A 23,653-nucleotide genomic window follows, 5' to 3' on the forward strand; every position below is an offset into this window, starting at 1 on the left:
GTGAGAGTAGGGTTGCTTGATATTAATTAATGAGAAGATTAATATATGCGATGAAGAACGAATCGTCAAACGGAAATCGTCGAAACGGATATGGCACAGAGAAAACCGGATAGTGGTGGAGCGAGCGGCACGTCGCGGGCGGGGGCAACTGTCACGGCAACACCCGATGACCGTCCGGCGGCAGCCGGCGCCGCGCCGCGTCGTCCTGGCCGGCCCACGGGCAGCGCGCGTGGGTCTGACCAGCGCACGCGGCTCCTCGACGTGGCGCTCGCGCTGTTCGCACGCCAGGGCATCGTCGATACGACGCTCGGCGCCATCGCGCGTGAAGCGGATGTCACGCCGGCGATGGTCCATTACTACTTCAAGACGCGTGACCAGTTGCTCGACGTGCTGATCGACGAGCGCTTCATGCCGCTGCGCGCAGCGCTCGGCGGTGCGTTCGAGGACAATCCGGACGATCCCGTCGCGGCTATCACGCAACTGGCGCGGCGGCTCGTGGACATTGCGATCGAATATCCGTGGTTTCCGCCACTGTGGGTGCGCGAAGTGATCAGCGAGGGCGGCTTGCTCAAGCAGCGCATGTATGCACGGTTTGGCAACGCCCACCGGCTGGCGTTGATCGACTGCATCGCGAAGTGGCAGAAAGCGGGGCGGCTCAATGCGGGTCTGGAGCCGTCGCTCGTGTTTCTTTCGTTACTCGGGCTGACGATCCTCCCGCTCGCGACTTCCAGGGAATGGCGCAACGATCCCATTCATCGTCAGATCAGCGCCGACGACATCGCGCGTCATGCCATCGCGCTGCTTGTGCAGGGTGTCGGGCCACACGGCGCCGCACGCTGAGTGCGGGCGCACCGCAGACCTGTCGCCGGATCCGGCGCGCGATTCGGCACGTATTGTGCTCAACACGATTGAATTCAGAACGTCGATCCGGATGGCGCCGGGGCGTACCTGGCGGCCGTTTGCTCAGGCCCGCATTGCACATGCCGGCTGGCGCGGAGTTCGAACCGGTCGTCGCGCTGAAAGAGACCAGCCGTGCCTTTTTGCACAGCCGGATAATCACGACGGCAATCCGTGAGAGGGATGTCACGACGACATGAGGCCCTGTAAGAAAGGCGTGCAGGGCGCCTTTTTTCGCGAGGTTTTTCCGCCGCGTTTTCATGTCTTCGTCTTGATCCCGCGTTATCGTCCGCTGCGCCTGACACAGCGGTGCAGTGCCTGCAACGGAGGACAACGCGATGAGGCTCGCACGCCGCGCAACGCAAAATGACTGCAACCCGTCGCGCAAAACGGGGTCTACCCGAACGTAGCGCACCGGTTCGCCCAGATAACAGCTGCGCGTGACCGCCTAACCTTTCTATAAGCAGCAAAGCAAAATGAACGGAGAGTTGAGACTCGATCAGGCAACCATCGTACTCGTCGAGGATGACCCGCAGAGCCGGGAATCGCTGGCGAGCCTGCTTGAATCGGAAGGGGCACGCGTCATCGCGGTCGCGGACGCGGAAGAAGGTGTCGAGGCGGCGGTCCGGTTGTTACCGGACGCCATCGTCTGCGATATCGATTTGCCCGCCATGGACGGTTTCTACGTTATCCAGCGACTGCGCGACCACGAGATTCGCGGTGACCACGCCCCTTCGGTGGCGGTGGCACTCACCGGCCACACCGACGACGCCTACCGCCTGCGAAGTATCGGCGAAGGTTTTCAGCACTTCATGACGAAACCGGCACGTCCCGACGCGCTCGTCACGCTGTTGCGCGACGCGATCGAGGCGCGCGCGGCAGGTTGAATCCTGAAGTGAGGGTGTGGTGTGGGGTTGAGATGTACACGGGCGATGCGGTGACCCGCGCCGCGGGTGCGCCGCCGCTGTGTACGAAGGAAATCACGCGCGAAGCCCGCGCGTGATCGATGAGATGCGCTATTAACCGCGCGCGACTTCCGCGTTCTTCGCGGGTTTGCCTTCGGGTGACGCGCTTTTCGCTGCGTTTTCTGCCTGGCAGGCAGCGCACAGGCCTTTCAGTTCGATTTCATCGCTGGCGAGACTATAGCCTGCGTCTTCGATCTGCGCGACGAGCGCCTGACGCAGCTTCGGCTGATGCAGCTCGGTGACGTTGCCACACTGCTGGCAGACGACCAGAATGCCATGCTGACATTGCGTCAGATCATGGCACACCGTGAACGCGTTGATCGATTCGATCCGGTGGACCAGCCCGGCGGACAGCAGAAAATCCAGTGCGCGATACACCGTGGGCGGTGCGGAGCCGGGGTGAATCTGACGCATGTCGTCGAGCAGCGAGTACGCCTTCGTTGCCCGGCCCGAGGCAAGCAGCAGTTCCAGCACCTTGCGGCGGATTGGCGTCAATTTCTCGCCGCGTTCGCGACAATATTCTTCTGCCAGCGCGAGCGCAGCCTCCGACGACCCCGTGCCGGCGGGCCCATGGTCGTCGTCGTGGTGGTGTGCGGTCGTAGGGGAAGCGTTCTTCATGCATCGATTATACGGGGCATCGCGAACTTCGATCGAACGCCCCGTCGAGGCTCCATCAGCGCTCTGTTTTCCATCGGTCAGGCAGCCGGGGCGGGCCGCCCCGGCCAGTCATGTCAGCGGCAGATCGACGTACTTCCGGAATCCGGGACGGTTTTCGAGCCGCGCATACCAGCGCTCCAGATTCGGCATCGAGCCGCGTTCGACGCCTTCCAGACCGAACCAGCGTTTCGCATACGCGCCGAGCACGATATCGGCGAGCGTGAAGTTGTCGGTTTCCAGGAAGAAGCGGCCCACCAGGTGCGTGTCGAGCTGCTTCCACAGTACGCCGACGGCCTGCACATCCCGTTCGAGCGCGGCGAGGTCGCGTGCGGCGGCCGGCGTGCGCACGATCGACCAGAACACCGGGCGCTCCGCCGGCTGCAGGGTGCTCAGCGCCCAGTCGAGCCAGCGGTCGATGCGCGCGCGGATTTTCGGGTCGGCGGGATAGAGAAAGCCCGACGGCGGTCCGTACTGCATCACCAGATAGCGCAGGATCGAGTTCGACTCCCACAGCACGTAATCGCCATCGACGAGCGTCGGGACCTTGCCGGTCGGATTCATCGACAGATAGTCCGGCGCGTCGTTGCGGCCGAACTGCATGCCGGCATCGATGCGCTCGTAGGGCAGCGACAGCTCATCGCAACACCACAGGACTTTCTGGACGTTCACGGAATTGGCGCGTCCCCAGATCGTGATCATTCGGCGGTTCTCCTGAAAAGCAAAGCGCCGCGCATGGCCGCGGCGTCGAACCCTGAACGATACACGATGAAGGCGGTTTTTACCGGCCACAGCCACATCGCTGCGTACAATATACCCACTTCAAAGTGACGAGGCATCGCATGGCCCGCATAGTCCCCGACAACTGGAAAAATCTCGCCGCCACCGGCGCCGCCTCGCGCGAGCGCGAAACGCTCGCGTTGCTCGAACATGCTTTGTCCGACGATTACACCGTGTATCACGGCGTGCACTGGACGCGTCTGAACCAGGGCTTTTCGGTGTTCGGCGAAGCGGATTTCGTGATCGTCAGCCCGTCGGGCCGCGTGATGATCGTCGAGCAGAAAACCGGCTTTCTGCGCGAGACGCCCAAGGGACTCGTGAAAGTTCACATGCAGACCGAGCGCAACGTCGCGATCGCGCTGGCGCGCACCGTCGAAGGCATGCACCGCCGTTTCACCGCGGCGCTCGGCGCGAACTCGTTTTTCATCGAGGAACTGCTGTATTGCCCCGACCACGTCGTGAAGGACGCCGCGATTGCCGGCGTGAACCCGGCCCGCATCGTCGACGCAACGCGCAAGGAGCGCCTTGCCGCGATCATCCGCGAGGCGCTTCCCGCGGATGAGCCGCGTCTCGCGTGCGCGGCGAAGATCCACCACTTTCTCGCCGACGAACTAGCGCTGACGCCCGACGCGAGCGCGCTCGTCGGCCAGGCGGGCACGCTTGTCACGCGTCTCGCGGGCGGACTCGCGACGTGGGCCCGGCGGCTCGAATTCACGCCGTTCCGTCTACGCGTGACGGGCACGGCGGGTTCCGGCAAGACGCAGCTCGCGGTGCAGGTGATGAAAGACGCGATCGCCGAAGGCAGACGCACGTTGTATGTGTGCTTCAACCGGCCGCTCGCGGATCACATCGCGCGCGTGGCACCGCCCGGGGCGAAAGTTGCGAACTACCATCAGCTCTGCGACTGGATCGCGCGCGACGCGGGCCGCGCGCCGGACTTCGATGCGCCGAACGTGTTCGAACAGCTCGAAGCCACGTTCGCGCAATCGCCGGTCGACGCGCGCTGGCAGTTCGACGTGCTGATCGTCGATGAAGGGCAGGATTTCCAGCAGCCGTGGGTCGCGGCGCTCGAACGTCTGTTGCGCCCGGGTGCCGCCTGGTGGTGGCTCGAGGATCCGCTGCAAAACCTGTATATGCGCGCGTCTGTCGAGTTGCCCGGCTGGACGACGCTGACGGAAACCACGAACTACCGCAGCCCGCGCGATATCCTCGATTACGTGCGCGAACTCGTCGGTGCGACGACGCCGCTCGCGGCTGGACTGACGGCGGGCAGTCCATTCGACGGCTCGGACATTTCGTTTTCCACCTACGACGAAGCCAACGCAACCGAAGGCAGCATCGACGCGACCAAACGCGCGATCACGCATGCGCTCGGGCTCGGCTTTCGCAGGCAGGACATCGCGGTGCTGTCGTTTCGCGGGCGTGAAGGCTCGGCGATGACGTCGCTCGATCAGCTCGGCCCGCACCGTCTGCGCAGTTTCACGGGCCGATACGACCTGTTCGGCAATCCGGAGTATCGCGAGGGCGACGTGCTGCTGGAGTCGATCTATCGTTTCAAGGGACAATCCGCGCCGTGCGTGATTCTCACCGAAGTCGATTTCGAGCAGTTCGACGAACGCATCGCGCGCAAGCTGTTCGTCGGCGCGACGCGCGCGACGATGAAGCTGATGGTCGTCGCGACAGGGCGCGCGGCGCGGCATCTGCGTGCGTCGCAGGCCGACTGGGCGTTGACGGCCGACGAACGTTGACGTATACGGCTGGAACCATAAAAAGACAAAAGGACCGTTGAACATGCGTTACCCGAAAGCCCTGTTGTGGGCCTTCCTTGCACTGGCTGTCGTTGCGGACACCGCATGGGCCGCGCCGTTGACGCTCGACGTCAAGGGCGCGATTACACAGACGAACGATGCCGCGCACACCGTCTTTCATTTCTCGGAAGCACAACTGCTGGCGCTGCCGGCGCGCTCCATCACGACTTCCACCGCATGGACGCCGAAATCCACGTTCACCGGCCCGTCGCTGTCGGACGTTCTCGCGACGGTCGGCGCGCACGGCACGATGCTGGAAATCCACACGCTGGATGATTACATCTGCACGGTTCCCGTGGCGGACGCAGCCAGATATGGCGTGATCGTCGCGTACAGCATGAACGGCAAACGTCTGAAGGTCAGCGATTTCGGTCCGCTGTTCCTCATCTATCCGCGCGATGCGTTTCCGGCAGAGCTCGAAGGCGCGGGCGGCGACGCGAAATTCGCATGGCAGATCAAGTCGATCGTCGTCAAATGAAAACGCCGCCGCCGGATGACCTGTCCGTGCCCGGGCGTTCGTTGCGCCATTTCCTGTTCGTCTTGATCTGGCTGACCGCGCTCGCGCCGCCGATCGCGGCGGTCGGCTATTTTCTCGGTGTCAACCTGCTCGATCCGCGCATCACGCTTCAGACAACCGGCACGTATGACGGTTTCTACTGGGACGCCGCGCAACTGCAGATCGCGTATTCGCGCTTCCAGACACAACTGCTGCTTTACCAGCGCGGCGCGGACCCCGATTACGCGGCACTCCAGCTGAGCTATCAGGTGCTGCAGTCGAAGCTGCACGTGATGGCCGGCTCCACGCGCATGCTCGCGTCGCGGCCCGCGCTCGCCGCGCGCCAGAAGAACGAGATCCAGCAAATCACGGCGCTGCTCGATCTGCTCGATCCGGATATCGAGGCGCTGGAACATGATCCGGGCCGCGCCGACCCGATCGTGAGCACCCTGCGCGCGCACTGGGAGGAGGTCAACGATCTTGCGCTCAGTCGCCGTGACGCGGACGTCTACGACCGCGAGGCGATGAATCACGATTTCCTCGCCAAACGGCGCCTGCTGTTTGCCACGGGGATGGTGCTACTGCTGCTTTCGGCGGCGGCGACAGTGCTGCTCGTGCTGAACGGTTATCGTCGCACGCGGCTGATCCGTCAGCAGCACGCCGCGCTGGCCGCGGAACATCAGGCGAGTCGCGCCGCACGCGAATCGAGTCTCGCGAAAGACACGTTTCTCGGCATGATCAGCCATGAGTTGCGCACGCCGCTGCATGCGATCGTGTCGTCGATCGAGCTGCTCGGTTTCAATTTTCATTCGGAGGCCGATCGCAAGGTGATCCGCCGGCTCGAAACCGCCGCGCGCCAACTCGAAGCGCAGATGAAGGATCTGACCGACTACGCGCGCCTCGGCGCGGGCAAGCTCGAATTGCGGCACGAGCAGTTCGATCCGCGCGAGCTGATCAGTTCGATCGCCGACCAGAACGCCCCCGCGGCGAGCGCGAAAGGTCTCACGCTCGAAAGCGATGCGGGCGGCCATATCGGGCTCGTCGAGTCGGACCCGCATCGCATCCGGCAGATCGTGAACAACCTCGTGGCCAACGCGATCCGCTATACGGAGACGGGCGGTGTGCGCCTGCAGCTCGTGCAGGGGCCGACACTGCTGTCGATCTTCGTCAGCGATACCGGGCCTGGTGTGCCCGCTGACCAGATTCCGCGGATCTTCAGGGAATTCACGCAGCTCGATGCTTCGCGCGCGCGACGTTTCGAAGGCGCGGGCATGGGGCTGTCGATCGTGAAGGGGCTCGTCGACCTGTTTGGCGGCAACATTCAGGTCGAGAGCCGCGTCGGTGAGGGCACGACGTTTCGCGTGGCGATTCCGGTCGTTTCCGTTGGGCCCGCCGCTGCGGCCAATACCGAAGTCAGCGCACCCGCCAGCGGCGCGCCGGCCTGCGTGCTGATCGTCGACGACAACCCGTTCGTGCGCGATTCGCTGAGCGAAATGGTCGTGCACATGCAGTGCGAAGCGGCCTCCCGCGCGACCGTCGACACCGCGCTGATCTGGCTCGACACGCACCGCTGCGACGTGATCCTGCTCGATCTGTCGATGCCGGGCAAGGATGGATATGCGTTCGTCGAAGCGTTCGCCGCGCGCGATGTGCCCGCGGGTCACGCACCGGTGATCGCGGTCAGCGCCGACGTGCCGCCCGCCGATGCGCGCGGGCCGTTCTTCGACTGCCTGTCGAAGCCCGTGCACTTCGAGGAGTTGCGCGCCGCGGTGCAGCGCGCGCTGGCGATGCGTCACACGGTGTGAAGCACGGCGTGACGCGCACGGGCCATGCACCGTGCCTGCCGGCCTAGATGCGGTTCAGGCGTTTCGACAGATCGGCGACGAGAATCGCCATGCGCGCCGGCTTTTCGTAACAGGCCACGTCGAAGTTGCGGATCACGTCGCTGATTTCCGATTCGCTGGCCTTGCCCGTCAGCAGTTCGCCCGTCAGCACGAAGATCGGCGCATCCGGGTTTTCCGACGCACGCACCGCGCGGATCGCCGCAGCGGACGTCTGCGTGCCGAACAGCCAGTCGATCACGACACCGTCGAACACCTGGGTCTGCAATGCTTCCGCGAACGCGCTCAGGCCGTAAAACGCCGCCGCGCAGAAGCCGCTGTGCTCCAGATAGTCGCGCAGGTTGTCGGCGGAAGCCTGATCGTCGTCGACGACCGCGATCAGCGGTTTGTCCGTTTCCGCGCGCCGCGGGTAGATCTCGATCTTGTGGACCTCGAAGGCGTTCTGATAGAGCGCACCGTCGTGCCGCATGACGCGCCATTGTCCGAGCTTCGAAAACGCGATGAACTCCGGGCGGCTGCCCGGTTCGAGCGCGGCGCCGACCCACGCGGTACACGCGAGATCGATCGCGCCGATCGAGAACACCGCTTCCCGGGCGATCGCGCCGACCATGCCCGGATCGAGCGACTGCGCGCCGAACAGCTGCGCGGCCGGCTCGCCGAAGGCCTCGGCGACTTTCTTGATCTGCGAGAGCGTCCATGGGCTGTTGCCGCGCAGCTTGCGGTGCCCCTGCGAAAAACTCAGATCGAGGATGCGACACAGTTCGGTTGTCTGCTGGCGCTTGCCAATGCCGTGCCGGCTCATCAGCTCGCGCACGCGTTCGGCGACGGCGATCGAGTCGGGAGAGGTTGCTTCGTTGGCCATACTGCGTGCGTGTCCGTCGATGTGAGTTGTCGTAACTGGAGATGAACGCTACAGGCGCCAGACAGTCCGGCGGGATTACGGTGCGGATACCGCGTGGACGTACGGCGTGGCCGGGGACTGTCAGGTTCGCCCACCTGACTGCCTGGGTGCGCCTCGACCGTCACGCGCGGCCGGCCTGAGGGTATCCGCTATCCTCGGACACCGCGTAAAACGAGGCGTTCCGGTAATTCGCACGCCCTTGCCGAACCTTGCCACCGGTCCGGTCAAGGGCGCTATTTTACCGATGAAAGTATCTAAGCCGCATAAATGTAATGTGTCAGGCGGCACTTTTCGTGGTCGCCGGGATGCGCCGGCGGCTCGCTTGCACTGGAAGAACCAGGCGAGTCGCGCAGGCCATGCCGGTACGCGTTCAGGGTTGCCGCCGGGCGGCGCGCCTGCGAAGATGCCGCCGCATGCCCTTTTTTCCCCGATCCATACGATGACGACGACCTATCCGCTGCACGCGGGGCTGACCCGCGCCGATGAACCCTTTCCCGCCGAAGCCGATGTCGTGATTGCCGGCGCCGGCATCATGGGCTGCGCGGCGGCGTATTACCTTGCGCGGCGCGGCCTGAAGGCGATGGTGCTCGACAAATCCCGTATCGCCGGCCAGCAGTCGTCGCGTGCGTGGGGATTCGTGCGCCAGCAGGGGCGTGAAGCCGCCGAAGTTCCGCTGATGATGGCTGGCATGCGTCTATGGGAACAGCTCGAACGTGAACTCGATTTCGACCTCGAATGGCGGCAGGGCGGATGCATGTACGTCGCCAGCGATGAGAGCGACTGGGCGTCGTTCCAGCAATGGACCGACGTCGCGCGCCAGTACGGGCTCGATACGCGTGTGCTGAACCGCGCGCAGATCGACGAGCACGTACACGGCATGCAGGGCGCAGTGCTGGGCGGCCTCTACACGCCGACTGATGGCCAGGCTGAACCGCGACGCGTCGCGGCGGCGTTCGCCGCGCGCGCGATCGAAGACGGCGCGCGTTTTTTTGAAGGTTGCGGCGTGGTGGCGATCGAACGGGCGGCGGGCGCGATCACGGGTGTCGGGACCGAACGCGGCACGATCCGCACGTCGCGGCTGATCTGCGCGGCAGGCGCGAGCAGCTGGCGGCTCCTGAAAACGCTCGGTCTGGAACTGCCGCAGCAGGCGGTGCGCGGCACCTGCATGCGCACGAACGCGCTGCCGCAGGTGACGGCGTCGACGTTCTGGGGACATGGTCTCGGCATTCGTCAGCGGGCGAACGGCATGATCAATCTCGCCGACGACATGCAGGTCGACGTCGACATGACGTTCGGCCATCTGCGGGCGTTGAAGTGGTTTTTGCCGGAACTGTGGAAGCAGCGCGAAAAATTCAGCTTTCATCTGAACGGCGCGATGTTCCGCGATCTGCGCGAGCGTTTGCCCGGCGGCGTGCCGGACGCCGAACGCATGCTGCATCCGCGCGATCCGCAGCCGCAGCCCGAGCGCAGTCATGCGCCGCGTGCGCTGCGCAAGCTCAAGGCGCTGTTTCCCGCCTTGAAAGACGCACAGATCACCGAGGCATGGGCCGGTCTCATCGACGTGCTGCCAGACGGCATTCCCGTCATCGATGCGCCTTCGGAAGTAAGCGGACTGATGATCGCAACGGGCTTCTGCGGCCACGGTTTCGCGATGGGGCCGATTGCCGGCAAATTGCTGGCGGAGTGGATCGACGAAGGCAGGCCGTCGCTCGATCTCGCGGAATTCCGCCTGCGGCGGTTCTTCGACGCGACGATGAAACGTCCGCGCAGCATGCTTTGAAGCGCTGCGCGCGCCGCCTGTTGCTTCACGCCCGCCTGTCTGTGATTCCGGGCGGCATCATCAAGGATGCGTGGCGACGGCTAATATCGGGTAAATCCGCTACTGAATACGGGAATCATGCGAATGAATGAAAAGCCGCTAACGGCATTACGCCATTCTGGTGTGCCGTATTACACGCAATGGGGCGATCCGGCGTGGGTGCGCGCGATCGTCGAGGACGCCGCCGATCCCTGCGACGACCCCGCCTGGCGCCGCGGCGGCTTTACCGAGCCGGAGCGCTACCGGTTCTGGGCGAAGCGGTTATGCGGGCTGACCTGCCTCGAATCGGCGCTGGACTTCTGGGGAATTGGGCACCCATGCCGGGCGGCATTGCTGGACGAGGCATTGCGTCACGGCGTGTACCGGATGCGCGACGATGGCGGCGTCGATGGCCTGATATATCGTCCGTTTGCGCAGTGGACCGCGCAGGCTTTCGGGCTGCACGTCGATGTGCTGCCGCGGATTGGCATCGAGGAGATCGCCACGCGCATCGATGCCGACACGCTGGCGATCGTCTCCGTCAGCCCGGAAATTCGCTACCCGGACCGGCATAACGAAACGCGCGGAGGGCATCTGATCCTCCTGCACGGACGGGACGAGCGTGGGGTGTGGTTTCACAATCCGTCGGGCGTGGCGCCGTTTCAGGCGGACGTCTGGCTGCCGTTCGATACGGTGAACCGGTTCTACGCCGGGCGTGGCCTGACGCTCAGGCGCCCGGCCCGGGCCGGAGACTGAACCGGCAACGCCGCTCAACGCTGGCGGGCGATTTCCCGCGGTACGCGATGCGGGTTGCCGGACGAAAGCAGCACCTGATACTGGCTGTGACGCATATACGAATGCCACATGTCCTGCGCGAAACTCACAAACGCCGCCTTGAACGACGAAGCGGCAGGGCGGGCAGCAGGCGTGGAACGGGAGGAAACGGACTGGGTCGACATGATCGGGTAATTAATGGTTAACGAGTAGGGGTTAACCATTATACGTCGTCCATGCGCGCGACGCTGGCCGTCGCGTGCGTGGCCGGATCGGGTCTGGATCCTGCTGCTCCGGCAACAGCACGCCCGACGTGAACCGTGACCGGCAATCAGGAATCAGGAATCAGGAATCAGGAGACGAGAACATGAATCGACATTCCATCCTGCTGAGTCCTGGCGTATTCGTGCTGGTTACGCTATGCACCGTGAACCGGGCCGCCGCTGCGTCGAGCGACCATCAGGACAAAGCCTGTCGCGGCGACGCCATTCATTTCTGCAAGGCGGAAATCCCCAACCGGCAGAAGATCATCGCCTGCATGAAGCAGCACATGTCCGAATTGAGCCCCGGGTGCAGGGCGATGTTCAGCGAAGACAAAAAGCAGGACACAAGCGATCAATAACGCTCACGTTTAATCCTGTTCCCCTGGCGGTTGATGCTTCGCCGGCAAGTCAGCGGAGAGTGATCCCCGGCAGCGATCGGGCCCCGGGTTCACCGTTTGAGCCGGCAGTCGTCGTAGAATCAGTGTCCCTGGTTCTGGAGCGCCGCATGCCCGAAGAGCGACGCAACCCATCCCGCTTCCGTCTGTCGCGGCGCGCCCGTCTCGCGTGGCAGCCGCCGCGCGCCCGCACGCTCTTCACACGTCCGGCCGCCTCGCCGCAACGCGTGCTCGTGCGGCGGCTTTACCTTGTCGCGGCACTCTGCGTGCTCGCGTTCGTCGTGCTGTATCTCGATCGCGGCGGCCTGCGCGATGCGACCAAGGAAGTGCTCGGCATCGTCGATCTGATGTACTTCACGATGGTCACCGTCGCGACCGTCGGCTATGGCGACATCGTGCCCGTGACCGCTCGCGCGCGGCTGATCGACGCGTTCTTTATCGTGCCGATCCGCATCGTCATCTGGTTTATCTTTCTGGGCACCGCGTACCAGTTCGTCATTCAACGCGTCATCGAGGAATACCGCATGAAACGCCTGCAAAGACAGTTGCGCGATCACATCGTGGTGTGCGGGTTTGGCCTGAGCGGGTCGGTGGCGGTACGCGAGCTGCTCGAAAGCGGCGTCGATCCGGATTCGATCGTGGTGATCGATCCGCAGCAGCAGGCGCTTGAAGCCGCGACCGCGCTCGGCGTGGCGGGACTGCTCGGCGATCCGTCGCGCGAGGATCTGCTGCAGCAGGTGCATGCGCGTCTCGCGAAAGCCGTGATCGTCGCGGTGCAGGAGGACGCTACGGCGATCCTGCTGACGCTGACCGTGCGCGGCGTGGCGCCGGAAACGAAGATCGTCGTGCGCATCCAGGAGCAGACGTTTCAGCGGCAATTGCGTCAGGCCGGCGCCGACGTCATCATTTCATCGACAAAGATCGGCGGCCTGTTGATGGCCGACGCCGTCAGCAGCAATTACATCGTGCCGTTCGTGAACGACCTGCTGTCGTCGCGAGGGCGGGTGAATCTGGTGGAACGGTTCGCGCGGCCGCACGAAGTGGGATGCCAGAGCAACGCGGTGCCCGGCGCGCTGGTAATCGGCCTCGCGCGCGATGGGCACGTACGGTCGTTTTATGAGGATCCGCCGTGTCCGATCGAGATAGGGGATCTGCTGTTCCTGATTCAGTCGACCCGCGCGCAGAGCTAAAGCCGCAGGTTCAGGCGGAAGATTCAGTACATTGAAAAAACAGCATGGAGGAGAGCAGGATGGCAGTTGAACAGACGTTGATTGCAAAAAGGAGTGCCGTTGCATCATGAAGTTGAATCGTGTGATCAGCACCGTTGAAGTTCATACCGGCGGTGAGCCGTTCCGGATCGTCACGAGTGGACTGCCGAAGATTCCCGGCAAGACGATCGTCGAGCGCCGTGCGTGGCTGAAGGAACATGGCGAACCGCTGCGCCGCGCACTGATGTTCGAGCCGCGCGGCCACGCCGACATGTACGGCGGTTATCTGACCGGGCCGGTGAGCGAAGGCGCCGACTTCGGCATCATCTTCGTTCATAACGAAGGCTATAGCGATCATTGCGGCCACGGCGTGATCGCACTCGCGACAGCTGCCGTTTCGCTGGGCTGGGTCGAGCGCACGGAGCCGGAGACGCGCGTCGGCATCGACGCGCCGTGCGGCTTTATCGAAGCGTTCGTCGAATGGGACGGCGATCATGCGGGCGGTGTGCGCTTTGTCAATGTGCCCTCGTTCATCTGGCAACGCGACGTGACGGTGAACACGCCGTCGTTCGGCGCGGTCACGGGCGATATCGCGTTCGGCGGTGCATTTTATTTCTATACGTCCGGCAAGCCGTTCGGGCTGGCGGTGCGCGAGGCCGGGGTCGAGCGGCTGATCCAGTTCGGCGCGGAAGTGAAGCGCGCGGCGAACGAGGCGTTCAAGGTCGAGCATCCGCATATCCCCGAGATCAATCACATCTACGGCACGATCATCGACAACGAACCGCGTTTCGCCGGCTCGACGCAGGCGAACTGCTGCGTGTTCGCGGATCGCGAAGTGGATCGTTCGCCGACCGGCTCCGGCACGGGCGGGCGCGTCGCGCAACTGTATCTGCGCGGGCAGCTGGGCCGCGACGAAACGCTCGTCAACGAATCGGTGATCGGCACGATCTTTCGCGGGCGTGTGCTGTCCGAAACGAAACTCGACCGCTTCGACGCCGTGATTCCGGAGATTGCCGGCGACGCCTATATCTGCGGCTTCGCGAACTGGATCATCGACGAACGTGACCCGCTGACGTACGGCTTCCTGGTGCGCTGACGCGCGCCGCATGCTTCGACGCAAAGGACCCCACGAGTATGACAACCCGCATTTTCGATGCCGCGCAGACCACGCGGCTTACGCCGTACGCGTCGCTGGTCGATGCGCTGAAGCTCGCCGCAGCGGATTATGCGCAGGGCCGCATCGCGAGCCCTGAACGGCTTGTCGTGCCGTTGAACGCGGGGGGCGTGATGCTGTCGATGCCGGCCACCGCGCCCGACCTCGCGATTCACAAACTCGTGAACGTGTGCCCGACGAACCGCGCGCGCGCGTTGCCGACCATTCACGGCCAGGTGATGGCAAGCGACGCCGATACGGGCGAGACACGCTTTATTCTCGACGGCCCGACGGTCACCGGCCGCCGCACCGCCGCGATGACGATGCTCGGCATCCAGACGTTTCTGGCCGCCGCGCCGCGCGACGTGCTTCTGATCGGCGCGGGCACGCAGTCGGCGAATCATCTGGAAGCGCTCGCCGAGCTGTTTCCGGATGCGCTTATCCGCGTGCGCGGCAGTTCCGCGGCGCGCACGCAGGCGTTCTGCGACGCCCACCGCGCCGCGGCGCCGCGCGCGGAGCCGCAGCAGGACACGCGCGTGCCGGACTCCGTCGACCTCGTGATCACGCTGACCACCAGCAAGACGGCGGTCTACGACGAAGCGCCGCGCGCGGACCGGCTCGTGATCGGCGTCGGCGTGTTCACACCGGATGCGGTGGAAATCGGCGCACGTACGGTGCTGGGCAGCGCGCTTTTCGTCGACGACCTCGCGGGCGCGAAGCATGAAGCCGGCGATTACATCCAGGCCGGTGTCGACTGGAACGCGGTGACGCCGATCGCATCCGTGCTGGCCGCTAAAACTTCTCTGCTCGCGCGCGGCACGCCCGTGGTGTTCAAGACGGTGGGCTGCGCGGCGTGGGATCTGGCCGCGTGCCGCGTCGCGCGGGCCGCATTAGGCGACGGCTGACAAATCTTTCACGCCCTGCGTCCGCGATCCCGTTTGCGCTTGCGGGAATCGCGGCAACGCGTGCCGGACCGTGGATCAGGGACCACGGCCGGGCGCACCGCGCGTGCAAACAATCTCAAAACGTTGCACCATAGGCGTTCGCGAAAAAACGCCCGGCGCGCCGTGCTTTTTTCCGCTTCTGACCGACATTCTTACCGGTGTATGCGCTATGACGACCCAGACTACCCAGGCCCCGCCCGATTTGCCGCTCGACATGATCATCTTCGGCGGCGGCGGCGACCTGTCGGCCCGCAAGCTGCTGCCTGCGCTGTACATGGCGCACCAGCACTGCAATCTGCCCGCGAACACGCGCATTCTGGCGATTGGCCGTAAAAACTGGACGCGTGACGAATATCTCGCGTTCATGGAAGAGCATTCGAAGCCGTTCGTCGAGCCCAAGGCGCTCGAGCCGGCGTCATGGGACAAATTCCTGTCGCTGTTCGAATACGTGCGCATCGATGTCGATTCAGCGGCCGACTACGCGCGTCTCGCCGAAGCGTCGCGCCCCGGCGTACGCCGCGTGTTCTATCTCGCCACCGCACCCGCGCTGTTCACGACGATCTGCGACAACCTCGCCGCCGTTGGCCTCGTCGACGAACATTCGCGTGTCGTGCTGGAAAAGCCGCTGGGTCACGATCTGGCTTCGGCACAGGCGATCAACAATTCGGTGGGTCAGCACTTCGCGGAAACGCAGATCTATCGCATCGATCATTACCTCGGCAAGGAAACGGTGCAGAACCTGATGGTGCTGCGCTTCGGTAACGCGATTTTCGGGCCGCTGTGGCAGGCGCCGTACATCAAGAGCGTGCAGATCACGGTGGCGGAGAACGTCGGCGTGGGCAGCCGCGCCGGCTTCTACGACGAAACCGGCGCGCTGCGCGACATGGTGCAGAACCATCTGCTGCAGCTGCTGTGCATCGTCGCGATGGAACCGCCGGTGTCGCTCGACCCCGATGCGGTGCGCGACGAGAAGCTGAAGGTGCTGCGCTCGCTGCGCCGCATGACCGATGAAGACATCGCACGCGATACGGTGCGCGGCCAGTACACCGCGGGCGCGGTCGGCGGCGAGCCGGTGAAGGGCTATCTGCAGGAAGACAACGTGCCGGCCGACAGCCGCGCGGAAACCTTCGTCGCGTTGCGCGCGCATATCAACAACTGGCGCTGGGCGAACGTGCCGTTCTATCTGCGCACCGGCAAGCGCATGCAGAAGAAAGTGTCGGAAATCGTCATCGAGTTTGCCGATCTGCCGTTCGCGATCATTCCGCCCGGCCCGCGCAACTACGGCAACCGTCTCGTGATCCAGTTGCAGCCGGCCGAATCGATCCAGTTGCAGATGCTCGCGAAAGAGCCGGGCAGCGGCCTCAAGATGCTGCCGGTGAACCTGAATCTCGATCTCGAACAGGCGTTCACCGAGCGTCGCGCGGAAGCGTACGAGCGTCTGCTGATCGACGTGGTCCGTGGCCGCCTCACGCACTTCATGCGGCGCGACGAACTCGAAGCCGCATGGTCGTGGGTCGAGCCGATCATCGAAGGCTGGAAGCGCTCGGGCGACAAGCCGCGCAACTACACGGCGGGAACGTTCGGGCCGGCGGCATCGTCGGCGTTGATGGCGCGTGAGAACAACGCGTGGTCGGAAGAGTCGTAATCGCTGTAAAGCTCGCGGTAAAACGCCGGACTGCCCGCGCCCGCGCATGCGGCAGTCCGGCGATCGATGCAGACACGTTTCGTTTCGCTAAAGCGATGGCGTTTCGCACTTGCGGTGCGCCGCCATGCGTGCGGCTACCTTGTCTTTCATTACCTCACTTCGTCGGGATACACGCCGCGCAATAGCTGGCGCACGCGCGACATGTCCTCGCTCGCGTGCTCCGTGCGTTCGAACAGATCGGCAAGCCAGTCGACGAATGCACGTACGCGTGGCGACACCTGACGGTTCTTCACATACGCGACCGAAACCGGCATCGACGAAGGCTTCCATTGCGGCAGGACCTCGCGCAACTGGCCGGAATCGAGATACGGCTGAGCGGCGATCCGTGCGGGCTGGATCATGCCGAGCCCACGCAGGCCGCAGGTCAGATACGCCAGCTCGTCGGTGACCTTGACGAAGCCGTCGACCTTCACGTTGAGCGCGTTGCCGCCCACCTCGAAATCGAAATCCACCGCGCGGCCGTTATGCGCCGACATGCAATTGACCGCGACGTGGTGGTCGAAATCGTCGAGGCTCGCCGGCATGCCGTAGCGTTCGAGATATGCCGGGCTTGCGCACGTGACGTGTTCGAGCATGCCGAGCCGGCGCGCGGCGAGACCCGAGTCCGGCAGTTCGCCGAGCTGGATGCTGCAATCCACCGCTTCGCCGACGAGATCGACCGTGCGATTGCTCACGCCAATGGTGAGATCGACGTTCGGATAGCGCGTATGAAAATCGTCGAGCGCGGGCAGCACGAGCGCCGTCGCCACGGTGCCCGGCATTTCGACGCGCAGGCGGCCGCTGAGCCTGTCGGTTGCCTGATGCAGGCTCGCTTCCATTTCGTCGATGTCGGCGAGAATCTGCGCGCAACGCTCGTAGTAGGCGGCGCCTTCGACGGTCAGGCTGAGACGCCGCGTCGTACGCACGAGCAGTTGCGTGCCGAGCAGCGCTTCGAGGTTCTGGACAAGCGTGGTGACAGTGGCGCGCGGCATATCGAGCGACTGGGCCGCGCGGGTAAAGCTGTTGGTATCTACGATGCGAATAAAAGTACGCATCGCCTGAATACGATCGATCACGGGCAATCTCCTGGTCAAGGACGGACTAGAGACGTGCCAAAGGCGAGCCGTGTGACGCAATACGGATGCCTGGGCAGTGTTTATATCGTACGGACCAGCAGCCGTTCAGGGAATGGCAGGGGCTCCGGACGATTTGCCTGTTTCTCCTGGATTCAGGAGAAACAGCGTTGAAGTGCCAAAGACGAAGACGCGATGCGGATGCGTCGCATGCGTTCGGAACGCAAAGAGACAACGGTGTCATCCGGCGACGAATGACCGCCAGCCGTCAACCGCCAGAAGCAGCAGGCCGCGCGGATCGAACCGCGCGGCCTGCATCGAACTGCAGGACTGCCGCTTTAGTTGCGCATTTACTTGCGCATGGAATCGATGTCGATCACGAAGCGGTATTTCACATCGCTTTTCAGCATGCGCTCATACGCATCGTTGATCTTCTGCATCGGGATCATCTCGATGTCGGACGTGATGCCGTGCTCTCCGCAGAAGTCGAGCATCTCCTGCGTTTCCGCGATGCCGCCGATCAGCGAGCCCGCAAGACGGCGGCGCTTCATGATCAGGTTGAACACCTGCGGCGACGGATGATCGTGCTCCGGTGCGCCGACCAGCGTCATCGTGCCGTCACGCCTGAGCAGGTTGATGAACGGGTTCAGGTCGTGCGGCGCGGCCACCGTGTTGACGATCAGATCGAAGCTGTTCGCATGGGCGGCCATCTCGTCCGGATTCCGGGAGATCACGACTTCATCGGCGCCGAGGCGCTTCGCGTCTTCGATCTTCGAGGTCGACGTGGTGAACAGCACGACGTGAGCACCCATCGCATGCGCAAGCTTCACGCCCATGTGACCGAGCCCGCCGAGGCCCACGATGCCGACCTTCCTGCCCGGGCCCGCGCCCCACTGACGCAGCGGCGAATACGTGGTGATGCCCGCGCACAGCAGCGGTGCGACGCCAGCGGGATCGAGATTCTTCGGCACGCGCAGTACAAAGGCTTCATCGACGACGAGTGCCGTCGAGTAGCCGCCGTACGTGTTTTCTCCGGTCTCGCGATCCTGGCCGTTATACGTGCCGACAAAGCCGGCTTCGCAATACTGTTCGAGACCTTCCTTGCAACTCGGACACGTGCGGCACGAATCGACGAGACAGCCGACGCCCACCAGATCGCCGACCTTGTAGTTCGACACCTGCGGACCGACGGCCGTCACGCGACCGACAATCTCGTGACCCGGCACGGCCGGATACACGGTGTTCTTCCATTCATTGCGCGCTGTATGCAGGTCGGAGTGACACACTCCGCAGAACAGCACGTCCATCTGCACGTCGTGATCGCGCGGCGCGCGGCGCTGAAGTTCGAACGGAGCGAGCTTCGATGCGGCGTCGGGGGCGGCGTAGGCATAAGTCGTGTTCACAAGACCTCCAGGAAAAATGTAAGCGCGACAGCAGGTGTCGGGGGGGAGTGCGGATGGTTTGCCGGGCATGCCGGCAGGGTTCCCATCGTAGGGCTCGCCGTCATTCGGGGATAGACCTGATCGTCTTGAAGGTTTGCCTGATTCTCCTGGACGTACACATAGGCGGTGGATTGGTGCTAGATTTGGAGCCTTATTCTCCTGACGGGCATCGAACCCGGCAGACTGACCCGGACAGGCACCGCCATGAACTCGACTCAACCGGTAACCGCCACGTGCGGCGGATTCATCAGCCCCGCGCAGAAGCGCATGGTCGGGTTGCTCCGCACGCTCGCGCCCGCGGAAGGCTACACACATTCGTGCCTCGAAGGCGTGAGTTTCATGCGCTCAAACCGGTCGATTCCCCGCATGCCCGTGATGTACGAACCGTGCGTCGTGATCGTCTGCCAGGGACGCAAGCGCGGTTATCTCGGCGATGAAGTTTTCGTTTATGACGCACAGCAGTTTCTCGTGCTGTCCGTGCCGCTGCCGTTCGAAAGCGAGACCGAGGCGAGCGCGGAGGAACCGATGCTTGCGATCAAGATTCGCGTCGATCTCACCACCATCGCCGAGTTGCTGATGGCGTTGAACGATACGCGCGGCACGCAGCGTATCGAGCCGAAGGGTATCTATTCGACCGCGCTCGACCAGCCGTTAAGCGACGCGGTGCTGCGTCTGCTCGAAGCGCTCGGCTCGCCGCTCGATGCGCGCATTCTGGGCGCGTCGATCGTGCGGGAGATTTTCTATCGCGTGCTGAAAAGCGAGCAGGGCGACGCGCTGCGCGCGGCGCTCACGCATCAGCATCACTTCGGCCGCATCGCGAAAGCGCTGCGGCTGATTCATGTGGATTACCAGGGCGATCTCGACGTCGACATGCTCGCGCGCGAAGCCGGCATGAGCCTCGCGGTGTTCCATGCGCAGTTCAAGCAGGTCACGTCGACATCGCCGATGCAGTATGTGAAGGCGACGCGGCTGCATCACGCGCGTCTTCTGATGGTGCAGGACAACCTGAATGCGGGCGCGGCGGCGGCGCGCGTCGGGTATGAAAGCGCGTCGCAGTTCAGTCGCGAATTCAAGCGGCTGTTCGGGTGCAGTCCTGTCGAGGAAGTACGGCGCCTGCGCACGACGTTCGAGGTGTCGCCGCCGCGCGTGCCCACGCCGGCACTGCGTCATGTGACGGCGGCGTAAGCGCGCGTTCGCAATACGGGTAATGCCGATACCAGCATGATTCGACAACTGGTTACGGTCGCAAACCGTCGATACGATGGCATCACGCCTTTCCGACCGGAGACAGTGACCCCATGACCAGGAAACGTTTTCACATCGCGCTCGCCGTGGCGAGCCTCGACGCTTCGATTGCCGACTACAGCGAGCGCCTCGGCCAGCCGCCGACGACCGTCGTGCCCGGCCTTTACGCCATGTGGCGCACCGACCTGCTCAACTTCTCGATCAACGAGACGCCAGGAAAAGCCGGACAGTTACGCCATGTCGGCTTCGAAGACGATGCCTTTGACGGCTACACGAAGAGCACGGACGTCAACGGGCTCGAGTGGGAGCTGTTCTCCGCGGCGGAGCAGGACCGCCGGATCGTCAGCACCTACGGTGAAGCAGTCCGCCCGGCGGGTCCGCAAACGTAACGGCGCCCGCGCGCCGCTGAATAGCGGCGTCGCCCAGCGTTCAGATCGTGGCGCTGGTGCCGCCGTTCTGGTTCGCGTAGTGCGCGCGTTTCTCCTCGTACATCAGCAGGTCCGCGCGCTGCACCGCCGCTTCGATCCGCTCGCCTTCCGGGCACGTCGCCGTGCCCATCGAGAAGCTCAGGGTCGAGCCGGGATAGAACTGGTTGTTCAGGTCGACGAGTTGCCGGATCGTGTCGATCATCGCCGCGCCGCCGCGTTCATCGGTGGCGGGCAGCAGGATCGCGAATTCGTCGCCGCCAATCCTCGCCGCGTGAAACGGCGTTTCAAGTGCCTTCGCCAGCACTTCGCCGGCACGGCGCAGCAATGCGTCGCCGGCTGCGTGGCCGAGCTGGTCGTTGATGCGCTTCAGGCCGTTGAGGTCGGCCATGATGACCGTCACCGGGAACGGCCCCTTGCGTTCGAGGCGGTTCAGTTCGTCGACGTAGAACGAGCGGTTGCGCAGCTTCGTCAGCACATCGTGCTTGCCGAGGAACTCGAGGTACGCCTCGGCCTTTTTACGCGCGGTGATATCGGTCAGCGCGACGAGCACCAGATCCCATTTGTGTTCGTGACCCGGCAATACGGAAAACTGCAGGTGTACGTGCAGCTCGTTGCCTTCCAGCGAATAGTTGAGCACTTCGCGTTGCTGGAACAGCTTGTTCTCCCACAGATCGATCAGCTGATCGCGAAAATGCGGGCGCATGTCGTCGCGGAATACATCCTGCAGACGCGCCAGCAGCGTTTTCTTGTCGGGTGCGGCGAACATTTCGAGCGTGTGCTGGTTCACGTCGATCACGTGAATTTCCTGCATGCAGCGTTCGACAAACTCCGGATGCACGTCCGTGAACACGCGGAAATCGACGATGCCCGCCGCGCGCGCCCCATCGATCAGGCGCTTGACCGCGCTGAAATCCTCGACCCACAGCGATACCGGCGAATGTTCGAACAGGCCGCGCGCGTACAGTTCGCCGTCGGCGATGCGGCGGCGCGCACCCTCCAGTTCGGTGATGTCCTCGACGGCCACCAGCACGCGGTCGAGACGCGCCTCGTGGCCGGGCAACACGTTGCCCTTCACGAGCACGTCGAGCCGGCGGCCGCCCAGCGTGTAATTGACCGTCTTGCTCACGAAGTGGGTTTGGCCGTCCCACAACTGGCATAGCTCTTCGATGTGGGTTTTCAGCATGTCGTCGCGAAACACGCTGGCAAGATTGTCGGTCAGTACGCCCAGATCGGCCGCTTCGAATTGCGCCAGCGTGCGCCGGTTCACCTTGATCACCCGTATGCACGACGAGCATTGCGCCACGCGTGCGATATCTTCCGCGAAATACGCCCGCAGATCGGTGATGCCTTCCGCCTTCCAGCCGTCGAACAGCGCCTGCACATCGCTGAAGTCCTCGAGCCAGAGCGAAACCGGCGCCAGCTCGAACATTTCGGTGTCGTCGCTCGCGAGCGGGAGATCGCGCAAGTCACCTTGCATACTGAGGTTATCCGGCATGTTGCGCCCGTAGTCGAAAGTGCGACTATTTTAAGACGAGTTTGGAATCGTCAATAGCAGAGGCCGCGACTATTCAGCCAGATGTCTGGCCGGAGGCCTGATCGAGGCCCCGGGCAGGGCTGCGTTTAGCCGTATCCGCAGGCTTGGGCGGACGGCTCCGGAGGGGTTGTGCTCTTCGCTGCCGTCATGCTGACCGGCCTTGTTCCCGCGAGCAGCCACGCATCGAATGGACCGCCTGTATGGAGCACGCATACGGCCTTTGCGCTGCCCTCGTAGCCGGAAGGAAACTGGCCGCGCAAGGGATCTTTGGGAAAATGCCACGTGCCCCTGATGTCAAGGCGAAGCACGTCGCCTTTGAGGAAGCGGGTGGCATGAGGTTGCAACGCGATATCGACGGGAACAATCTCGCCGGCACGCAGCGGCTCGCTGATGCGATGGCGATGTACCGGCTGCGACGGCGACGAAAGCGCTTCATCGCGTTCGGGACGACTGGCGATTTCCTTGCGAAATTCAGTGTTTGTCCTCACACCGCCTCGCTTGAGCCCCTTGTCCCAGACGATCGTGAAGCCGTCCTCCCGAACGCCGCCCGGGCGAGCGAAATCCCGGTACAGATCGCTAAACCCTTCCCATGGGCAGATCGCCGCGAGATGCGGCGGGCGCAGCGCCGCCACTTTGTATTCGCTGATCGCGAGATAGGACACGCCGTTAAGTCCTACTCGCCCGGACGACCAGGATTGAGTTCCGGCCCATTCGATGACGTCGTGGAAATCCAGGGCTTCCTGGTCGGAGAATAAATCACCGATGCCTTCGGCTGTTCCGCCGCCGCGTAAATCGACGTTGACGACCGCGTAGCCTCGCGGCACCCACACACCGGGGTCGGGTGCCTCCCAGCTGGTCCACTCGGAGATCTCGATGGGATGCGGCTGCGGGAACAGCCGGTATTGCAGGTTCAGGCCACGGCCACTTCGCGTGCGCGCGGGGATTGCGTCCTTGCCGTAAGGATGGGCCGAGATGATCACCGGCGCCGGTGCGCCGCCTTCCGGGCGGAAAACGTTGACGCGTAGCGTCGTGCCGTCACGAACGATCACCGGAACGTTCCAGTCCGTGTGAATGCCGGGGGGCATCTTGTACACCTTGACCCGAGGGCGAATCGCGTTTCTTATACGACGAAACGCCAGCGTCATTGGTCCAACGCTTTGCCGCGAACCTTTCACCGTCATTGTGCTCACCGGCTGGTCTGATTAATCGGGAATCCTTTTTGCGTCCACTTGACGATATGAGCAGTGCCTGCTGCGCGTACCGTCATAGGGGGAAACCACCATGAAACGCTCCTGGCTAGTCTTACTCCTCGGCTCGCTTTTTCTGTCCGGCTGTCTTTCGTTTAGCAGCAGCGATCCGTCGCCGCCAAA

22 protein-coding genes are annotated in these 23,653 nt (G+C 63.7%); 14 read left to right on the forward strand and 8 right to left on the reverse strand.

All coding sequences use genetic code 11. The features are described from left to right. The first annotated feature begins 90 nt into the window (after positions 1–90). Positions 91–840 carry a TetR/AcrR family transcriptional regulator gene (locus tag LPA34_RS20965; protein ID WP_228981778.1) on the forward strand — a complete coding sequence of 250 codons (750 nt, stop codon included), beginning with the start codon at positions 91–93 and terminating at the stop codon, positions 838–840. Between the two features lie 533 nt (positions 841–1,373). Further along, positions 1,374–1,784: a response regulator gene (locus LPA34_RS20970; protein ID WP_228981780.1), complete on the forward strand. Its 411-nt coding sequence runs from the start codon at positions 1,374–1,376 to the stop codon at positions 1,782–1,784. Positions 1,785–1,916: 132 nt separating this feature from the next. Here the strand turns inward: LPA34_RS20970 and LPA34_RS20975 are convergent, their stop codons facing one another. Together LPA34_RS20975 and LPA34_RS20980 are read right to left on the reverse strand one after the other, a co-directional pair. Next, on the reverse strand, positions 1,917–2,480 hold the full coding sequence (locus tag LPA34_RS20975) for a Fur family transcriptional regulator (RefSeq protein ID WP_228981782.1): 564 nt from the start codon (positions 2,478–2,480) through the stop codon (positions 1,917–1,919). Positions 2,481–2,588: 108 nt separating this feature from the next. Continuing rightward, positions 2,589–3,218 (reverse strand): glutathione S-transferase family protein, encoded by a 630-nt coding sequence (locus LPA34_RS20980; protein WP_228981783.1) that lies wholly within the window; start codon positions 3,216–3,218, stop codon positions 2,589–2,591. A 140-nt stretch (positions 3,219–3,358) separates the two neighbouring features. Here LPA34_RS20980 and LPA34_RS20985 point away from each other — a divergent pair, with 140 nt between their 5' ends. Genes LPA34_RS20985 through LPA34_RS20995 form a run of 3 tightly spaced genes read left to right on the forward strand, consistent with a single transcriptional unit; the run spans position 3,359 to position 7,405 of the window. After that, positions 3,359–5,044, forward strand: a complete 1,686-nt coding sequence (locus LPA34_RS20985; protein WP_228981785.1) for an ATP-binding domain-containing protein — start codon at positions 3,359–3,361, stop codon at positions 5,042–5,044. Positions 5,045–5,087: 43 nt separating this feature from the next. Next, positions 5,088–5,582 carry a putative pterin-binding protein gene (locus LPA34_RS20990; RefSeq protein WP_228981786.1) on the forward strand — a complete coding sequence of 165 codons (495 nt, stop codon included), beginning with the start codon at positions 5,088–5,090 and terminating at the stop codon, positions 5,580–5,582. Further along, entirely contained in the window at positions 5,552–7,405 is a 1,854-nt protein-coding gene (locus LPA34_RS20995; protein ID WP_411179023.1) for an ATP-binding response regulator, read from the forward strand. Before LPA34_RS20990 ends, LPA34_RS20995 begins: the two co-directional genes overlap by 31 nt. A gap of 43 nt (positions 7,406–7,448) precedes the next feature. On the opposite strand, the gene LPA34_RS21000 is transcribed toward LPA34_RS20995, so the two are convergent. Next, complete coding sequence (locus LPA34_RS21000; protein ID WP_228981788.1) at positions 7,449–8,303, reverse strand: helix-turn-helix domain-containing protein; 855 nt, start codon at positions 8,301–8,303, stop codon at positions 7,449–7,451. 478 nt (positions 8,304–8,781) lie between these two features. Here LPA34_RS21000 and LPA34_RS21005 point away from each other — a divergent pair, with 478 nt between their 5' ends. Together LPA34_RS21005 and LPA34_RS21010 are read left to right on the forward strand one after the other, a co-directional pair. After that, positions 8,782–10,122: an NAD(P)/FAD-dependent oxidoreductase gene (locus LPA34_RS21005; RefSeq protein ID WP_228981790.1), complete on the forward strand. Its 1,341-nt coding sequence runs from the start codon at positions 8,782–8,784 to the stop codon at positions 10,120–10,122. 123 nt (positions 10,123–10,245) lie between these two features. Then, positions 10,246–10,896 (forward strand): C39 family peptidase, encoded by a 651-nt coding sequence (locus tag LPA34_RS21010; RefSeq protein ID WP_228981792.1) that lies wholly within the window; start codon positions 10,246–10,248, stop codon positions 10,894–10,896. A gap of 14 nt (positions 10,897–10,910) precedes the next feature. Here LPA34_RS21010 and LPA34_RS21015 read toward each other — a convergent pair whose 3' ends face one another. Next, complete coding sequence (locus LPA34_RS21015; protein WP_228981794.1) at positions 10,911–11,099, reverse strand: hypothetical protein; 189 nt, start codon at positions 11,097–11,099, stop codon at positions 10,911–10,913. A gap of 182 nt (positions 11,100–11,281) precedes the next feature. Here LPA34_RS21015 and LPA34_RS21020 point away from each other — a divergent pair, with 182 nt between their 5' ends. The 5 genes from LPA34_RS21020 (at position 11,282) to zwf (ending at position 16,522) form a co-directional block, all read left to right on the forward strand. After that, positions 11,282–11,536 carry a hypothetical protein gene (locus tag LPA34_RS21020; protein ID WP_228981795.1) on the forward strand — a complete coding sequence of 85 codons (255 nt, stop codon included), beginning with the start codon at positions 11,282–11,284 and terminating at the stop codon, positions 11,534–11,536. Between the two features lie 146 nt (positions 11,537–11,682). Beyond that, positions 11,683–12,762, forward strand: coding sequence for a potassium channel family protein (locus LPA34_RS21025; RefSeq protein ID WP_228981797.1), 1,080 nt, complete (start codon positions 11,683–11,685; stop codon positions 12,760–12,762). Positions 12,763–12,868: 106 nt separating this feature from the next. Further along, the gene (lhpH, locus tag LPA34_RS21030; protein ID WP_228981798.1) at positions 12,869–13,876 is read left to right on the forward strand and encodes a trans-3-hydroxy-L-proline dehydratase; all 1,008 of its coding nucleotides are present in this window, start codon (positions 12,869–12,871) and stop codon (positions 13,874–13,876) included. Between the two features lie 38 nt (positions 13,877–13,914). Then, the gene (gene lhpI / locus LPA34_RS21035) at positions 13,915–14,838 is read left to right on the forward strand and encodes a bifunctional Delta(1)-pyrroline-2-carboxylate/Delta(1)-piperideine-2-carboxylate reductase (protein WP_228981799.1); all 924 of its coding nucleotides are present in this window, start codon (positions 13,915–13,917) and stop codon (positions 14,836–14,838) included. A 208-nt stretch (positions 14,839–15,046) separates the two neighbouring features. Beyond that, positions 15,047–16,522 (forward strand): glucose-6-phosphate dehydrogenase, encoded by a 1,476-nt coding sequence (zwf, locus tag LPA34_RS21040; protein WP_228981802.1) that lies wholly within the window; start codon positions 15,047–15,049, stop codon positions 16,520–16,522. A 149-nt stretch (positions 16,523–16,671) separates the two neighbouring features. Here zwf and LPA34_RS21045 read toward each other — a convergent pair whose 3' ends face one another. Together LPA34_RS21045 and LPA34_RS21050 are read right to left on the reverse strand one after the other, a co-directional pair. Next, positions 16,672–17,637, reverse strand: a complete 966-nt coding sequence (locus tag LPA34_RS21045) for a LysR family transcriptional regulator (RefSeq protein ID WP_228981804.1) — start codon at positions 17,635–17,637, stop codon at positions 16,672–16,674. A 347-nt stretch (positions 17,638–17,984) separates the two neighbouring features. Next, positions 17,985–19,037: an NAD(P)-dependent alcohol dehydrogenase gene (locus LPA34_RS21050; protein ID WP_228981806.1), complete on the reverse strand. Its 1,053-nt coding sequence runs from the start codon at positions 19,035–19,037 to the stop codon at positions 17,985–17,987. 306 nt (positions 19,038–19,343) lie between these two features. Here LPA34_RS21050 and LPA34_RS21055 point away from each other — a divergent pair, with 306 nt between their 5' ends. Both LPA34_RS21055 and LPA34_RS21060 read left to right on the forward strand, forming a co-directional pair. Next, positions 19,344–20,261, forward strand: a complete 918-nt coding sequence (locus LPA34_RS21055; protein ID WP_407672508.1) for an AraC family transcriptional regulator — start codon at positions 19,344–19,346, stop codon at positions 20,259–20,261. Positions 20,262–20,374: 113 nt separating this feature from the next. Next, positions 20,375–20,710, forward strand: a complete 336-nt coding sequence (locus tag LPA34_RS21060) for a VOC family protein (RefSeq protein WP_228981810.1) — start codon at positions 20,375–20,377, stop codon at positions 20,708–20,710. A 40-nt stretch (positions 20,711–20,750) separates the two neighbouring features. On the opposite strand, the gene LPA34_RS21065 is transcribed toward LPA34_RS21060, so the two are convergent. Beyond that, positions 20,751–22,226: a sensor domain-containing diguanylate cyclase gene (locus tag LPA34_RS21065; protein ID WP_228981812.1), complete on the reverse strand. Its 1,476-nt coding sequence runs from the start codon at positions 22,224–22,226 to the stop codon at positions 20,751–20,753. Positions 22,227–22,369: 143 nt separating this feature from the next. Further along, positions 22,370–23,464: a CocE/NonD family hydrolase gene (locus tag LPA34_RS21070; RefSeq protein ID WP_228981814.1), complete on the reverse strand. Its 1,095-nt coding sequence runs from the start codon at positions 23,462–23,464 to the stop codon at positions 22,370–22,372. Positions 23,465–23,653: the final 189 nt, after the last annotated feature.

The sequence above is a fragment of the Paraburkholderia gardini genome, assembly GCF_907164575.1.
Taxonomy (GTDB): Bacteria; Pseudomonadota; Gammaproteobacteria; order Burkholderiales; family Burkholderiaceae; genus Paraburkholderia; species Paraburkholderia gardini.

Excerpts from the sequence above, each read along its gene's own strand:
- LPA34_RS20965 (WP_228981778.1), top strand. The coding sequence starts at position 91 with ATGGCACAGAGAAAACCGGATAGTGGTGGAGCGAGCGGCACGTCGCGG.
- LPA34_RS20970 (WP_228981780.1), top strand. The coding sequence starts at position 1,374 with ATGAACGGAGAGTTGAGACTCGATCAGGCAACCATCGTACTCGTCGAG.
- LPA34_RS20975 (WP_228981782.1), bottom strand. The coding sequence starts at position 2,480 with ATGAAGAACGCTTCCCCTACGACCGCACACCACCACGACGACGACCAT.
- LPA34_RS20980 (WP_228981783.1), bottom strand. The coding sequence starts at position 3,218 with ATGATCACGATCTGGGGACGCGCCAATTCCGTGAACGTCCAGAAAGTC.
- LPA34_RS20985 (WP_228981785.1), top strand. The coding sequence starts at position 3,359 with ATGGCCCGCATAGTCCCCGACAACTGGAAAAATCTCGCCGCCACCGGC.
- LPA34_RS20990 (WP_228981786.1), top strand. The coding sequence starts at position 5,088 with ATGCGTTACCCGAAAGCCCTGTTGTGGGCCTTCCTTGCACTGGCTGTC.
- LPA34_RS20995 (WP_411179023.1), top strand. The coding sequence starts at position 5,552 with ATGGCAGATCAAGTCGATCGTCGTCAAATGAAAACGCCGCCGCCGGAT.
- LPA34_RS21000 (WP_228981788.1), bottom strand. The coding sequence starts at position 8,303 with ATGGCCAACGAAGCAACCTCTCCCGACTCGATCGCCGTCGCCGAACGC.
- LPA34_RS21005 (WP_228981790.1), top strand. The coding sequence starts at position 8,782 with ATGACGACGACCTATCCGCTGCACGCGGGGCTGACCCGCGCCGATGAA.
- LPA34_RS21010 (WP_228981792.1), top strand. The coding sequence starts at position 10,246 with ATGAATGAAAAGCCGCTAACGGCATTACGCCATTCTGGTGTGCCGTAT.
- LPA34_RS21015 (WP_228981794.1), bottom strand. The coding sequence starts at position 11,099 with ATGTCGACCCAGTCCGTTTCCTCCCGTTCCACGCCTGCTGCCCGCCCT.
- LPA34_RS21020 (WP_228981795.1), top strand. The coding sequence starts at position 11,282 with ATGAATCGACATTCCATCCTGCTGAGTCCTGGCGTATTCGTGCTGGTT.
- LPA34_RS21025 (WP_228981797.1), top strand. The coding sequence starts at position 11,683 with ATGCCCGAAGAGCGACGCAACCCATCCCGCTTCCGTCTGTCGCGGCGC.
- lhpH (WP_228981798.1), top strand. The coding sequence starts at position 12,869 with ATGAAGTTGAATCGTGTGATCAGCACCGTTGAAGTTCATACCGGCGGT.
- lhpI (WP_228981799.1), top strand. The coding sequence starts at position 13,915 with ATGACAACCCGCATTTTCGATGCCGCGCAGACCACGCGGCTTACGCCG.
- zwf (WP_228981802.1), top strand. The coding sequence starts at position 15,047 with ATGACGACCCAGACTACCCAGGCCCCGCCCGATTTGCCGCTCGACATG.
- LPA34_RS21055 (WP_407672508.1), top strand. The coding sequence starts at position 19,344 with ATGGTCGGGTTGCTCCGCACGCTCGCGCCCGCGGAAGGCTACACACAT.
- LPA34_RS21060 (WP_228981810.1), top strand. The coding sequence starts at position 20,375 with ATGACCAGGAAACGTTTTCACATCGCGCTCGCCGTGGCGAGCCTCGAC.
- LPA34_RS21065 (WP_228981812.1), bottom strand. The coding sequence starts at position 22,226 with ATGCAAGGTGACTTGCGCGATCTCCCGCTCGCGAGCGACGACACCGAA.
- LPA34_RS21070 (WP_228981814.1), bottom strand. The coding sequence starts at position 23,464 with ATGACGGTGAAAGGTTCGCGGCAAAGCGTTGGACCAATGACGCTGGCG.